At 72.2% G+C, this 13,846-nt stretch carries 11 protein-coding genes; 9 read left to right on the top strand and 2 right to left on the bottom strand.

Going from position 1 to position 13,846, the window contains the following annotated elements:
• Positions 1-166 precede the first annotated feature (166 nt).
• The 4 genes from AMK31_RS06175 (at position 167) to AMK31_RS40615 (ending at position 3,247) form a co-directional block, all read left to right on the top strand.
• On the top strand, positions 167-1,366 hold the full coding sequence (locus AMK31_RS06175) for a phospholipase D-like domain-containing protein (protein ID WP_073939351.1): 1,200 nt from the start codon (positions 167-169) through the stop codon (positions 1,364-1,366).
• A gap of 444 nt (positions 1,367-1,810) precedes the next feature.
• Complete coding sequence (locus AMK31_RS06170; protein ID WP_073939350.1) at positions 1,811-2,650, top strand: RNA polymerase sigma factor SigF; 840 nt, start codon at positions 1,811-1,813, stop codon at positions 2,648-2,650.
• Positions 2,651-2,826: 176 nt separating this feature from the next.
• On the top strand, positions 2,827-3,039 hold the full coding sequence (locus AMK31_RS06165) for a hypothetical protein (RefSeq protein WP_073939349.1): 213 nt from the start codon (positions 2,827-2,829) through the stop codon (positions 3,037-3,039).
• Between the two features lie 34 nt (positions 3,040-3,073).
• Positions 3,074-3,247, top strand: coding sequence for a hypothetical protein (locus tag AMK31_RS40615; RefSeq protein WP_158074520.1), 174 nt, complete (start codon positions 3,074-3,076; stop codon positions 3,245-3,247).
• A 60-nt stretch (positions 3,248-3,307) separates the two neighbouring features.
• Here the strand turns inward: AMK31_RS40615 and AMK31_RS06160 are convergent, their stop codons facing one another.
• Complete coding sequence (locus AMK31_RS06160) at positions 3,308-3,505, bottom strand: DUF397 domain-containing protein (protein ID WP_073939348.1); 198 nt, start codon at positions 3,503-3,505, stop codon at positions 3,308-3,310.
• Positions 3,502-4,371, bottom strand: coding sequence for a helix-turn-helix domain-containing protein (locus AMK31_RS06155; RefSeq protein WP_073939347.1), 870 nt, complete (start codon positions 4,369-4,371; stop codon positions 3,502-3,504). The genes AMK31_RS06160 and AMK31_RS06155 overlap by 4 nt, the downstream gene beginning before the upstream one ends.
• A 144-nt stretch (positions 4,372-4,515) precedes the next feature.
• Here AMK31_RS06155 and AMK31_RS06150 point away from each other — a divergent pair, with 144 nt between their 5' ends.
• The 5 genes from AMK31_RS06150 (at position 4,516) to AMK31_RS06130 (ending at position 13,615) form a co-directional block, all read left to right on the top strand.
• Positions 4,516-5,004: an ATP-binding protein gene (locus tag AMK31_RS06150; protein ID WP_198948428.1), complete on the top strand. Its 489-nt coding sequence runs from the start codon at positions 4,516-4,518 to the stop codon at positions 5,002-5,004.
• A gap of 31 nt (positions 5,005-5,035) precedes the next feature.
• The gene (locus AMK31_RS06145) at positions 5,036-6,649 is read left to right on the top strand and encodes a TIGR02677 family protein (RefSeq protein ID WP_079186714.1); all 1,614 of its coding nucleotides are present in this window, start codon (positions 5,036-5,038) and stop codon (positions 6,647-6,649) included.
• Positions 6,646-7,935 (top strand): TIGR02678 family protein, encoded by a 1,290-nt coding sequence (locus AMK31_RS06140; RefSeq protein WP_079186713.1) that lies wholly within the window; start codon positions 6,646-6,648, stop codon positions 7,933-7,935. The genes AMK31_RS06145 and AMK31_RS06140 overlap by 4 nt, the downstream gene beginning before the upstream one ends.
• 8 nt (positions 7,936-7,943) lie before the next feature.
• Positions 7,944-12,182, top strand: coding sequence for a TIGR02680 family protein (locus AMK31_RS06135; RefSeq protein WP_073939555.1), 4,239 nt, complete (start codon positions 7,944-7,946; stop codon positions 12,180-12,182).
• Positions 12,183-12,262: 80 nt separating this feature from the next.
• Positions 12,263-13,615, top strand: a complete 1,353-nt coding sequence (locus AMK31_RS06130) for a TIGR02679 family protein (protein ID WP_338013031.1) — start codon at positions 12,263-12,265, stop codon at positions 13,613-13,615.
• Positions 13,616-13,846 lie beyond the last annotated feature (231 nt).

The following is a 13,846-nucleotide window of genomic DNA, read 5'->3' as shown; positions in this document are numbered from 1 at the left end:
GGCCGTGTCCACGGGCGCCTGTGCCCTGCGTCACTGTGGCGCGGAAGGTGTCGTCCCCTCGGTATGACCGAGGTGCGCACGGCAATCCGTAGGGTGGGCCCGGCGTGCGGCCGGGACATGCCGCCTCCTGGGGGGAATCGTGACAGAGACAGCGGACGAGCGTCGCATGCCGCGCACCGCCGCGGTGACCAGACCGGAAGAGCCGACGTCGGACGACGCCGTCCGGCGGCTGCGGCGCAGGCTCGAGCGGCTCATCGGCATCGCGGCCACCGAGGGCAACGCGATCACGGTGCTGCGCAACGGGGACGAGATCTTTCCCGCGATGCTGTCCCGGATCCGTGCGGCACGCAACACCGTCGACATGATGACCTTCGTCTACTGGAGGGGCGACATCGCCCGCGAGTTCGCCGGCGCGCTCGCCGAGCGGGCCCGCGCCGGGGTACGGGTGCGGCTCCTGCTCGACGGGTTCGGCAGTAGGCTCATCGACGACGGCCTGCTGCGCGAGATGGACCGCGCGGGGGTGCACATCGCCTGGTTCCGCAAGCCCTTGTGGTTGTCCCCGGTCAAGCAGAACCACCGATGCCATCGCAAAGCGCTCGTCGTCGACGAGCGGTTCGCCTTCACCGGTGGGGTCGGTATCGCCGAGGAGTGGTGCGGCGACGCCCGCGGCCCGCACGAATGGCGCGACACCCATGTGGAGGTGCGCGGACCGGCGGTGGACGGGATCGCCGCGGCCTTCGCGCAGAACTGGGCCGAGTGCCACGACGAACTCTTCGACGAGCGCGACCGCTTCACCGACCACGCCCCGGCGGGTGAGGCCGTCGTGCAGGTCGTGCGTGGCTCGGCCAGCCTGGGCTGGCAGGACATGCAGACGCTGATGCGCGTCGTGATCGAGAGCGCCGAGCGGCGGCTGCGCCTGGCCACCGCCTACTTCTGCCCCGACGACTTCTTCGTCGGCCTGCTGTGCGCCGCCGCCCGCCGCGGTGTCCGGGTGGAGATCCTGCTGCCGGGCCCGCGCACCGACAAGAGGGTGTGCCGGCTGGCCGGGCAGCACCACTACGAGAAGCTCCTGGCCTGCGGTGTGCGCATCTTCCAGTACCAACCCACGATGATGCACGCCAAGATCGTCACGGTGGACGGCGTGACCGCCCTGGTCGGCTCGACCAACTTCAACCGACGGTCCCTCAACCACGATGAGGAGGTCATGCTCGCCGTACTCGATCCCGAGACGACCGCGACGCTCGACGCGCACTTCGACGAGGACCTCGCCGCCTGCGAGCCGATCAGGCCGGGGCGCTGGAGGCACCGTTCCCTGGCGCGGCGGGTGGCGGAGGCGGCGGTGACGCCGATTCGTCGGTATCTGTGACCATGCCCGTAGCCTCTCGGCCACGGGCGCCTTGGTCCTGTCCGGGGCCGGCTCTCCTGCACGACGGAGACGGACTACGCGAAGGGCGTGGGCCAGTTCGTCCGCGGGGAAGCGGCCCGGGCCCGACCCGTGCTGGTCGCCGTTCCCGGCGAACGTGCTGCCGGCAGTCAACGAGGCCACCGGCAACTCGGTGCGCCACGGCGGGGCAAGGGAGGATGCCCCGACGGGCCCGGCAGCGTACCGGTTCTTCGCGCCACAGAGGGCCCTCGGGGTGCCGGAACGGGCCACGCGGCAATTGCTGTGGACCGTATCGCGGCGTGCCAGGGGGAGGCCGCGGGGAAACCGAGAATGTTCGATGCATGCCCGTGGATCTCCGGGGTACAAGCGCGACTGCCGGGCGGTGCTCCGGCGCAGACCAGGCCGATCGACCGGGAGGGGCGCGTGATGGTGACGACCGTGCAGGCTGCTGAGCGTACGGTGGACGTGCCGGAGATGGCCGATCCGTCCAAGGTGGCGCCCAAGGACGCACGTGTACTGTCGCGGCTGTTCTTCGACCAGCTGGCAGTGCTGGAGGAGGGAACTCCCGAGTACCAGTACGCGCGCAACACGCTGATCGAGATGAACATGTCCCTGGTCCGGTTCGCGGCGGCCCGGTTCCGCAGCCGGGGCGCCGAGGAGATGGAGGACATCGTCCAGGTCGGCATGATCGGGCTGATCAAGGCCATCGACCGGTTCGAGGTCTCCCGCGAGGTGGAGTTCACCTCCTTCGCGGTGCCGTACATCGTCGGCGAGATCAAGCGTTTCTTCCGTGACACCTCCTGGGCGGTGCACGTGCCCCGGCGGTTGCAGGAAGCGCGCGTGCAGCTGGCCCGTGCCACGGAGGAACTGGGCACTCGGCTGGGTCGGATGCCGACGACCAAGGAACTCTCCGAGCTGATGTGCCTGTCGGAGGACGAGGTGGTCGAGGCGCGTCTGGCCGCCAACGGGTACAGGTCCGCCTCTCTCGACGCGGCGATCAACGGCAGCGAGGAGGGGGAGACCGCGCTCGCGGACTTCATCGGCGACGAAGACGCCGCCCTCGGTCTGGTCGAGGACTTCCATGCCCTCGCCCCGCTGATCGCCGAACTCGACGAACGTGATCGCAACATCATCCACTGGCGTTTCGTCGAGGAACTCACGCAGGCTCAGATCGCCGAACACCTCGGCGTCTCCCAGATGCATGTCTCCCGCCTGATCAAGCGACTCCTGGCCCGCCTGCGCGAGGGCATGCTGAGCGCGAGCTGACGGCGAGCCCGTCAGCAGGAGTGTTCCTGCACGCCCTGGCGGGCTCCGTGTGGAGGCGGCATCGAAGACGTCGGCCCCGTCTCTGGCGTCGGACGGGTGACTTTCGCGGGTACGGAGCCATTCCTCATGCAGCGTGTTGATGGGCAGTTGCGCGTCACGGTGGAGCGCCGGCGGCCATGGCGGATCCCGAGTGGCGGACCAAGGTCAGCCCGGAGGGCGAGACCCGCAAGCGGGTGTGCCGTTTCACCGACCTGGACGGAAAAGCACGCACCTTCGACATGCACGCCCGGTTCATACCGGGTGTCGGCCGCATCCACTTCCGCCTGGTCCCGGAGGAACGGACGATCCGTCTCGCCCATATCGGCAGTAAGACCCGCCCGGGCCTGTGACACTCCGCAGGAGAGGGCCTCCTGACCGCCCGGCATGTTCGCCTTTCTGCTCCTGGGCAGCGTTCTCGCCATCGTCGGTGCCCGCGACGGCGTCATCCCCCGGGCGTCCGTCGTCCAGCGGTACCGCGACACGGACCCCCGGCGCCTCGCCCGCGACACCCTGCGGATCAGCTGGTACGGGAAGCCGATCCCGTACTTGCCCAGTTAGGGGTGTGCGAGAGCCCTGCCGCCCGAGGGGGAGGCAGAGCTCTCGCTTCACGCGTGGCTGTCAGGCCTCCCTGACGAACCCCGCCCACGCCTCACGTGACACACGGATGACGGGTCCGGCTACGGTCTTGGAGTCCCGGATGTGTACGGTTCCCATGTCGGCCGCCACCTCGATGCAGTCGCCGCCTTCCGCTCCGCTGTAGCTGCTCTTGAACCAGGCGAGGCCGGACGCGACGGCCGAGGACTCAGCGGTGTTCATAGCTCTCCCAGCAACCTCTCGATGAACCCAAGGGACTCTCGTGGAGTGAGAGCCTGCGATCGGATGATCCCATAACGGGCGGCGGCGAGCGCTGCCTGCTGCGGGTCGGTCTGAAGCGTGCTGGATCCCTGCGCCTCGGTGTACGCGAACTTCTTGCCGTCCTCACGCGTGACGACCGTGAACGCTCCGTCCACGCCCGCGCTTTCCTCGCAGTCAAGAGGGATGACCTGGATTTCGACATTGCGCTTCTGGCCAACAAGAAGCAGATGCTCCAACTGCCCTTGAAGCACGTCCTTTCCGCCAAGCCGACGCCGCAATACCGACTCGTCCATCACAAAGCTGAGAAGTGGTGCGGGCTGCCGGTCGATGATGTCCTGCCGGGCCAACCGGGCAGCCACGCGCTGCTCGATGGTCTCCTGGTCCAGAGGGGGCCGCCGCATAGCCAGTACCGCCCTCATGTATTCCTCGGTCTGAAGCAGACCTTTGACCACGAGCGTGTCGTACGAGAGCAACTCGATGGCCTCCTTCTCCAAGGCTGCCATCCCCTGGAAGAACACCGGATACTGAGCCCGCTCCACCTGTTCCTTCCACACCGTCAGCAACCCGCCCGCGTCCAGCACCTCGTCCGCCCGCTCGATGGTCCTGGGCGACGGGATCCGCCGTCCTTGCTCGTACGAGGCCACCGTGGACGCCGAGTATCCGATCCGCCGTCCGAACTCCTCGCGCTCCAGGCCCGCCCGCACCCGCAGCGTCTTCATCGTCTGCCCGAACGCGATGACCACGGCCTGGCCGGACGTGTCCGCCGTCGCCTGTCCCGCGTCGCCCGCCACCACGGTCTCGGCCCTCTCGTCCGTACCCTCGGTCATCGCTACCGCCTCCCTGGCCCAACGCCGTCCCGGCGGTCGCGTCACGCCGCGCACCTCGTACCCGTACCGCCACCGCGCGTACAACGGGCCGCGTCGGTGCGTCACCACTGGTTACGCTATGCGACCGAGGGCACCGTTGTCGGCATGACGAGTCAACTCCCCAGTCCCATCGGCGCCTCCCAAGCCGGCTGTCCCAGCGACGACTTGAGCCGCATCTTCGAGATGCGTTTCACCTCCACTCCGCGGGGCGCCCGCCTCGCCCGCCGGCTGGCCGCGAACCGGCTGGACGCGTGGGGCGTCCCGTACGGCACCGGCCCGCACGAGGAGATCGCGCTGGTCCTCGGTGAGTTGACCGCCAATGCGGTAAGGCACGGCCACGCCCCCAGCCGGGACTTCCACCTGCTCCTGCACGTCAGCGCACCCGCCGGCACGGTCAGAGTCGAGGTCACCGACACCCGCACCGAACGCACGCCGCCCGAACCGGACATGCTGTGCGCCCCCGGCTCCAAGGACACCGGTGGCCGAGGGCTGCTGCTCGTCGCGGCGCTCGCCACCCGCTGGGGCTGGCACCTCCGGCCCGGGGGCTCGGGCAAGACGGTCTGGGCGGAGTGCGTGTTCGCAACCCCCACGTGAGCCCGTGACCGGGGTGGAAGAATGTGCCGAGATGACCTCCAGCGACTTCACCCCGTTCGCTCACCTCACCACCCCCAATGCCCCCCTCTACCGCCAGGTCATGCGGGCCTTCCTCGCAGCCAAGGAGCGGTTCGCGGTGCACCTGCGGCCGGAGGACGTGTACGCGGCCCTGGACGCGGATGGCAGGCCCGCCGACCCCGAGGCGGTGACGCAGGCGCTGGACAAACTCGTGGAGTGGGGCAATCTGCGGGCCGATCCGGACCACGCGCGGGTGACGGCGGTCGAGGACTTCTACCGCAGGCGGTTCATCTACCAGCTCACCCGGGCCGGCGAGGCGGCCGAGGCGGCGCTGGGGACGTACGACGAGGTGCTGGGGCGGCGCGGCGAACTCCAGGCGGTCGCGCTGCACGACATCGTCACGCAGCTGCGGGCGCTCCTGGTGATCGCCGCTGAGGACGAGCCCGACCCGGCCAAGACATACGTCGCCCTGTCCGTGCTGACGGCCCGGTTCACCGACCTCGCCGACAACGCACGCGCCTTCATGGGCTCGCTCCAGCGCACCATCGACCTGCACGACATCGAGGTCGAGGCGTTTCTCGCCTACAAGGACCGGCTGATCCAGTACCTGGAGCGGTTCATCCAGGACCTCATCACCCTGGGCGGGCGCATCGCTCTGCTGATCGGGGAGCTGGAGGAGCAGCAGCGGGTCGGTCCGCTGCTGCGGCTGGCCGCCGCCCGCGAGGCCGCCGACGCGGCTCCCGAGGAGGCCGAGCGGGCGGAGGCGGTGGCGTACGAGCGGTGGGCCGCGCGGTGGTCCGGGCTCGCCGAGTGGTTCGTGTCGGGGGAGGGGCGCGAGTCGCAGGCCAGACTGCTGCGCGGGCGGGCGCTCGGTTCGATCCCGCAGCTCCTGGCCGTCGTACGGCAGCTCAACGAGCGGCGGGCCGGACGCTCGGACCGCTCGGCCGACTTCCGCACCCTGGCGCGCTGGTTCGCCCAGGCCCCGGACGACGAGGCGCGTCACCGGCTCTGGCGGGTGGCGTTCGGGCTGCACTCCTCCCGGCACCTCACCGTCGACGCCGACACCCTCGCCGAACGGACAGCCTCCCCGGAGCCGGCCTCCACCCCGTGGAGCGAGGCGCGACCGCTGCGGATCAGCCCCCAGTTGCGCCGTACCGGCAGTTATGAGCGGCGGGGCAGGCCGCGCCGGGTGGCCGACCGCGGTGAGGCGAAGCGCCGGCTCGCCGAGATCGCCGCCCGGCAGACGGAGGAGACCAGGCGGGCGCGGGACCGTCTCGTGACGGACGGACCGGTGCGGCTGTCCCGGCTCGGCGGGCTCGACCCGCACGCCTTCCAGCTGTTCCTGCGGCTGCTCGGCGACGCGCTCGCCACCTGGCGGCCGGGCACGATCACCACCGCGGCGACCAGCGGGGACGGCTCGATGGAGATCCGGCTGACCGCTCTCGACGACGGATCGACGGCCGAAGTGCGCACCCCCGACGGTGTGTTCAGCGGTCCCGACCACCTGATCGACATCGTCGACCTCACGGCGGGGCAGGGCGACCGCGCCGCCGCACCGCCATCGGTACCCGTTCCCCTCCCCGCACCGCGACGGGACACCGCTCCCCGGCTCACGGAGGACCGATGAGCGGCCCCCTCGCCGAGGTCCTCGACGGCCAGCGGCAGGCCGACCTCCAGAAGGCCGCACGCGCCCTGCTGAAGGAGCCGCTGCTCACCGCCGACGGACCGTACGCCGACGAGTTCCGGCTGGTGCGCCGGCACACCGCCGAACTGCGGGAGTGGTTCGAACGCAACGTCGGCTGGACGCTGCGCACGGACGCCGACGCCGCACGGCTGCGCAAGACGCCAGGCACACTCACCGACGCCACGCACCCGGCGCGTGAGGCCGCCCGCAGTGCCCTGCCCTTCACCCGCCGCCGCTACGTCCTGCTCTGCCTGGCCCTGGCCGCTCTGGAACGGGGCGAGTCGCAGGTGGCGCTCGGACGTCTCGCCGAGCAAGTCGTCCTGGCCGCCGCCGATCCCGAACTCGTCGCCGCCGGGATCACCTTCACTCTGGAGCGGCGCGACGAGCGCCTCGACCTCGCGGCCGTCGTCCGCCTGCTGCTGCGGCTCGGGGTGCTGCGGCGGGTGGCCGGCGACGAGGACGCCTACGTCAGCGGATCGGGCGACGTGCTGTACGACGTGCGGCGGCGCGTGCTGGCCGGGATGCCCGCGTCCCTGCGGGGTCCCTCCATGGTCGAGGCCGAGGGCTTCGAGGAGCGCCTGGTGGAGATGACCGCGTGGACCGCGCTCGACAGCGACGAGCTCAGGTTCCGGGCGGTCCGCTGGAAACTGACCCGCATCCTCCTGGACGACCCGGTCCTGTACTACGACGACCTGACCGACGAAGAACTGGCCTACCTCACCCGGCAGCGAGGCTTCATCACCGCCCGCATCAACGAGCTGACGGGACTCGTCCCGGAGGTCCGGGCCGAGGGCATCGCCATGGTCGACCCGATGGACGACCTCACGGACACGCGCATGCCGGAACAGGGCACCCACGGTCACATCACCCTGCTGCTGGCGGGGTACCTGGCCCGGGCGGCCGGGCCCGTCGAACCGGCGGAGCTCGCGGCCCGCGTAAGGGAACTGGCCGTCGAACACGGCGGGTTCTGGTCCAAGTCGGCGAGGGAACCGGGCGCGGAGCCCGAACTCGTCGAGCAGGCGCTCACCAAGCTGGTGGCGCTGGGACTCGCCGAGCGCACCGAACGGGGCGTCGTACCGCGGCCCGCCCTCGCGCGGTACGCGGTCGGCGAGCCCGTCGTCAGGGAACCCGGACGGGCCCGCCGGCCCGCCACGACCGAGCAGAGCCTGCCGCTCGTGCAGCCCATGCAGCCCGTGCAGCCCGTGCACCCCGTGCAGGACGAAAGGTGAACCGCCCCGTGACCGCGCTCCCCGGCCCCCAGTCGCCCGGCCCCGCGCTCCCCGCTCCCGCGCCCGGCCGGTGGCGGCCCTTGCGCATCGGACTCGTCGACCTCTTCCACTACGACATCGAGGAGTTCTGGTTCCGCGACGGCCGGCTGCTGCTGCGCGGCAACAATGGCACCGGCAAGTCGAAGGTGCTCGCCCTCACCCTGCCGTTCCTCCTGGACGGCGACCTGTCCGCCCGCCGCGTCGAACCCGACGGCGACCCGGGCAAGCGCATGGAGTGGAACCTGCTCCTGGGCGGCGCGCACCCGCACCCCGAACGACTCGGCTACACCTGGATCGAGTTCGGACGACTCGACGGCACCACGGGCGAGGCGCACTTCCGCACGCTGCTGTGCGGGCTCAAGGCGGTCGCCGGACGCGGCATCGCCCGCCACTGGTTCGCGGTCACCGACCAGCGGATCGGCGCGGGCCTCGACCTGCTGGACGCGACCGGGACGGCACTGTCCCGGGACCGGCTCGCCGAGGCGGTCGGCGGTCACGGCATGGTGTACGACACCGCCAAGGCCTACCGCAGGGCGGTCGACGAAGCCCTCTTCGGGCTGGGGAAGCGGCGCTACGGCGCCCTCGTCGACCTCCTGATCCAGCTGCGCCAGCCCCAGCTGTCCAAGCGCCCCAGCGAGGCCGCCCTGTCCCGGGCGCTGACCGAGGCTCTGCCGCCGATGGACCAGGCGGTCGTCGCCGACGCGGCGGAGGCGTTCCGGTCGCTGGACGAGGAGAAGGAGGAACTGAGGGCGGCCCGCGAGGCCGAACAGGCGTCCTCGGCGTTCCTCGACCACTACCGCCGCTACGCCCGCCTCGCGTCCCGGCGCCGCGCCCGCCTGCCGCGCCGCGAACACGCCCGGTACGAGAACCTGCAACGGCAACTCGCCAAAGCGCAGACGGACCGGGACCACGCAGTGGCGGACCGCGAGGAGGCCCGCGCGAGGGGCACCGCCCTCGACGAGCAGGCCGCGCGGCTGGCCGCCCAGGACGCCACGCTGCGGTCCCGGCCCGAGATGCGAGATGCCCGCGCGCTCGACCGGGCGGCGGACGACGCCTCCCGCACGGCCGTGGAGCTGAAGCGGGCCGAGGCGGACCGGCGTACGGCGGCCGAGGCGCACACCCGGGCCCTGGGCCGGCTCGCCACCGCGGACAACCGGCTCACGGCCGCCCGGGAGGCGCTGGACGGCATCCGGGACCGGGTGGCCGAGAGCGCCGCGGCCGCCCGGCTCGACGTCCCCCGGACGGAGGGAGCCCCCGACGCGGTTCTGCGCCGGGAGGCGGACGAGGCGACCGCGAGCAGGCGGCGCGCTGTCGAGCATGTGGCGGAACTCGCGACGCGCGCGGAGCAGACCGAGGAGCAGCACAGGGCCGCCCGGCTGCGCGCCGACGAGGCCGACGAGGAGGTCGTGCACGCCGAGGAGCGGCTGGCTGAGGCGGAGGAGAACGTCGTCAAGGAGGGGCGGGCGCTTGTCACGGCCGTGCGGGAGCGATTCTCCGGATATGTGGAGCTGCGGGTGCCCGGGCTGCCGGGGGTCCTGGACGCCGTACAGGACTGGGTCCGCTCTCTGGACGGCCCGCTGCCGGCCCGGAACGCGGCAGCCGAGGCCCATCGCGCCGCCGCGTCGCGTCTGGCCGACCGCGAGGCCCTTCTGGCCCACCGCGAGGAGGCGACGGCGGAGCGGCAGCGGCTGGCGGTGGACGAACTGACCGCCCTCGAAACGGGCGGAGAGCGAGGCCCGTCGGCCCCCTGCACGCGCACACCCGGCGTGCGGGACCGGGGTCTCGGCGCTCCGCTGTGGCGGCTGGTCGACTTCCGTCCGCACGTCACCGAGGCCGACCGCGCGGGACTGGAAGCCGCTCTGGAGGCGTCGGGGCTTCTCGACGCCTGGGTGCGGCCGGACGGCTCCGCGGTCGTGGCGGACGGCCACGACGTGCTGCTCGACCCGGTAGGTCTGCTCGGCGGGACCGGCCTCGACCGCGCGCTGTGCCCGGCGGTCGACCCCGCGGACGCGGGGGCCGCAGCCGTGGGGGAGGAGACGGTCGCGCGTCTGCTCGCCTCGATCGGGCTGGCCGCGGTCGGCGATGACGGGCCCGGCGAGGTTTCCTGGGAGGCCGGTGGCCACGACACCTGGGTCTGTGCGGACGGTCGCTTCCGTGTCGGGGCGCTCACCGGCAGCTGGGCCAAGGACAGCGCCCAGTACGTGGGGGAAGGAGCGCGGGAACAGGCACGTCGCGTCCGGATCGCAGAACTGCGCGCCGAGATCGACGGCTTGACGGCGGAGCGGGAGCGGCTGGCCGAGGAGTCCCGCGCCGTGGCCGGGCGCCGTGCCGTGCTGGACGCCGAACTCGCCGCACTGCCCGGCGACGACGACCTGCGGCACGCCCACGCACGCGTCACCGCCGCGGCCGAAGCGGTCCGCCGCGCCCGCGCCCGGCGAGACGAACGGGCCGCGGAACTGGCTCCGGCGGCGCGACGGGCCGAGCGCGCGGCGACCGAACTCGCCGACACCGCGGCCGCCCTGAACCTCCCCACCGACCAGACGGCACTGTGCGCCGTTCGCCAGGCGCTCGCCGACCACACCGCCCTCCTGGCGGCCCTGTGGCCCGCACTGCGCGAACGCGCGGAGGCCGAGCGCGGGGTGACCGGTGAGCGGGAGGAGACCAGCCGGGCCGACCTCCTCGTGTCCGAACTCGCCGAGCGCGCCACGGAGGCGGCTCGGGTGGCCGCGGCGGCGGACGAACACCTCACGACGCTCCGCTCCACCGTCGGAGCGGGCGTAGCCGAGCTTCAGCGGCAATTGGAGGAGACGGCCGAAGCGGCCCGGGCCTGTGAACAGGAACAGAGGCAGGCCCGGGCGGAGTACGGTGACGCCGACCGGCGGGCCAGCCGCGCCGAGGGACGCATCGAGCGGCTTGCCGAGGACGTCACCGAGGCGACCGCCGCGCGGGAGGAAGCCGTTGCGGCGCTCCAGCGGTTCGCCGCGACGGGGCTGCTCGCCGTGGCGTTGCCCGACATCGACGTACCGGACGACGGCGGAGGGACATGGGCGGCGACCCCCGCCATCGCCCTCGCGCGGGCCGTGGAGTCCCGGCTCTCCTCCATCGACGACACCGACGCGGCCTGGGAGCGCGTGCAGAAGCGGCTGAGCGAGGAGTTCGGCAGGCTCCAGGACGCCCTGTCGCGGCACGGCCACACCGCCACCGCCCGCCCGAGCGAGGACGGCATGCGGGTCGACATCGTCTACCAGGGCCGGGAACGGGGCGTGCCCGAACTCGCCGAGGCACTGGCCGTGGAGGTCGCGGAACTGACCCGCATCCTCTCCGCACGCGAGCGCGAGATCCTCCAGACCCATCTGATCACCGAGGTCGCCGGGACGCTCCAGGAACTGATCGGTGCGGCCGAACGGCAGGTGGCCGCCATGAACAGGGAGCTGGAGGAGCGTCCGACCTCCACGGGCATGAAGCTGCGACTGGTGTGGAGAGCGTCCCGCCGGGCCCCGCAGGGACTGGCCCAGGCCCGGGAACGGCTGCGTCAGTCCGCCGACGCGTGGTCGCCCGAGGACCGGGCCGCGGTCGGCGCGTTCCTCCAGGAGCAGATCGCCCACCGGCAGGCCGACGACAGCACCGGCAGCTGGCTGGAGGACCTCACCGCCGCCCTCGACTACCGGTCCTGGCACGAGTTCGGCGTCGAACGCCACCAGCACGGCAAGTGGGTGCCCGCCACCGGGCCCGCCTCGGGCGGGGAGCGCGTACTGGCCGCCTCCGTGCCCTTGTTCGCCGCCGCATCCTCGCACTACGCGAGCGCGGGCGGTGCGCACGCCCCGCGCCTGGTCACTTTGGACGAGGCGTTCGCCGGCGTCGACGACGACTCGCGCGCCAAGTGCCTCGGCCTGCTCCGCGCCTTCGACCTCGACGTCGTCATGACCAGCGAACGCGAATGGGCCTGCTACCCCCAGGTGCCGGGCATCGCCATCGCCCAGCTCTCCCGCGTCGACGACATCGACGCCGTACTGGTGACGCGGTGGGAATGGGACGGCAGCGAACGGTGGCGCGGCACGGAGCCCGGTGCCCGGTCGGACGCGCTCGGGACGGCTGCCGGTGCCGGCGACTCCGGCGAAAGGCCCGCCGGGCCGGTGAGTTCTCCGGGCGAGCCCGGACGGACCCGCGTGGTCGACAACGCCGGCGGACAGGGGGCCCTGTGGACGTGACCCGCCCGGCGGCCTCGCCTGACCGCGACGGAGGCAGGCCGGCGGCCGGACGCACGACACCGTCGGCCGCCACCGCGGACGTGGTGCCGGCCGTGCCGCCACCGGCGGAAGCCCGGACCGACGTCGACACCGAGCGCCTCGGGCGCCTGCTCGGCGACCCCGGACTTGCCTGGTTCGTCGACCGCGTGCGGCAGCGTATGGTCCGCGGCCGGCCCCTCACCGGCTCCGTCACCGTGTCCGACCCCGATGAATCCCAACGGCACGCCGCCGACCGCCTTCTGGGGCGGGCACCACGATCCAGTGGCTCTCTCAGCATTCGCCTCGCCACGGTGGATGAGATCCTGCGTCGCTCACGTGTCAGCCCCGACGGACTGGCGGCGGCCGTTGTCGCCCTCACCGGCCCGGTCGTACTCCACGCCGAGACACGGAACAGGGAGGAACGGGCCTGGAACGAGGCGTACGCCCCGCTCGGCATCCTCGACGGGGAGCTGGCCCGCTGGGCCGAGCGAATCCGCAGTGACGGTCTGGTACGGCGCCTCGCCCGTACACCGGAGGCCGCGGGCCCCCTGGTGGAGGCCGCCGTGCGCGCGTTGCGCGCGCTGCCCGCGTCACCACCGACATCGCGGGCGACGTTCGCGGCACGGAACCTTTCGGGCGCCCATGCCCTGGACGACGGGACGCCGCTCGCCACTCTCGTCCTGTCCGGTATCCGTTGCCTCACCGGCTTCCCCGACGGCTCCGGTGCGCAGTGGCGGCGGGAGGCGTGGGCCTCCGCGGGCTTGCTCAAGGACGACCTGTCGTCGACCGTCCTCACCCTCAACCTGCGCGGTACACCATTCCTCGACTGGATGGCCGACGCCGGGGAGCCGGCGGTGCTGACCCTCCGCTCCCTCACCCGTAGCGCACCAGTCGCCTCCGTTCCGACGACGGGAGCGGTTCACATCTGCGAGAACCCGGCCGTGCTGTCCGCCGCTGCCGACACTCTCGGCCCGGCATGCCCGCCCATGGTGTGCCTCCAAGGGCAACCTTCGGCCGCCGCGCTCACGTTGCTGCGCGACCTGTCCATGAGAGGAGCGCGCCTTCTCTACCACGGCGATTTCGACTGGGGCGGTGTGCGCATCGCCGCAGCACTGGCACGAAGCGTCCCTTGGCGGCCGTGGCGCTACACGGCCGCCGATTACCGGGCAGCAGTGACCGCAGCGGCCGAAGCCCCGAACCTGACGGGCCCGCCCGCCGCAACTCCCTGGGACCCTGCCCTGGCCGTCGCTCTCGCCGAGTGCGGTGTCCGGGTCGAGGAGGAAACGGTGCTGGACGACCTGCTCACGGACCTCGGACGGGGGTCCGCTGAGGCGCATTCCGCGAGTGCGGCGGGCGCCGGTCCGACCGGTACCGAGCCATTGGCGAGCAGCGCCCTCCCGCCTTGGGAGTCATGACGCTCGATCGACGCTCCAGGGCCCCAGCAGTCCACTCGAAGGATTGATGAACGCCCTCTGACCTCGTATCTCCTCCACTCCCTTGTCGTGCGACTTTTTTCCGATGACGCATCATGTGGAGTGCGTGGCGATTCTGGAGCCTGCCGGCAAAGGTAGCTGCACTGCAGTGGCGCGGTTCGTGCGGTACGCCGCCGGAAGCTGAAGCGGGTCCCGGCGGTCGCGCTGTTGCGG

Source organism: Streptomyces sp. TSRI0107 (assembly GCF_001905845.1).
Classification (GTDB): Bacteria; Actinomycetota; Actinomycetes; order Streptomycetales; family Streptomycetaceae; genus Streptomyces.
The sequence above is the reverse complement of the archived record's forward strand: the minus strand, read 5'-3'. Positions and strand labels throughout refer to the sequence as shown.

Excerpts from the sequence above, each read along its gene's own strand:
- AMK31_RS06175 (WP_073939351.1), top strand. The coding sequence starts at position 167 with ATGCCGCGCACCGCCGCGGTGACCAGACCGGAAGAGCCGACGTCGGAC.
- AMK31_RS06170 (WP_073939350.1), top strand. The coding sequence starts at position 1,811 with ATGGTGACGACCGTGCAGGCTGCTGAGCGTACGGTGGACGTGCCGGAG.
- AMK31_RS06165 (WP_073939349.1), top strand. The coding sequence starts at position 2,827 with ATGGCGGATCCCGAGTGGCGGACCAAGGTCAGCCCGGAGGGCGAGACC.
- AMK31_RS40615 (WP_158074520.1), top strand. The coding sequence starts at position 3,074 with ATGTTCGCCTTTCTGCTCCTGGGCAGCGTTCTCGCCATCGTCGGTGCC.
- AMK31_RS06160 (WP_073939348.1), bottom strand. The coding sequence starts at position 3,505 with ATGAACACCGCTGAGTCCTCGGCCGTCGCGTCCGGCCTCGCCTGGTTC.
- AMK31_RS06155 (WP_073939347.1), bottom strand. The coding sequence starts at position 4,371 with ATGACCGAGGGTACGGACGAGAGGGCCGAGACCGTGGTGGCGGGCGAC.
- AMK31_RS06150 (WP_198948428.1), top strand. The coding sequence starts at position 4,516 with ATGACGAGTCAACTCCCCAGTCCCATCGGCGCCTCCCAAGCCGGCTGT.
- AMK31_RS06145 (WP_079186714.1), top strand. The coding sequence starts at position 5,036 with ATGACCTCCAGCGACTTCACCCCGTTCGCTCACCTCACCACCCCCAAT.
- AMK31_RS06140 (WP_079186713.1), top strand. The coding sequence starts at position 6,646 with ATGAGCGGCCCCCTCGCCGAGGTCCTCGACGGCCAGCGGCAGGCCGAC.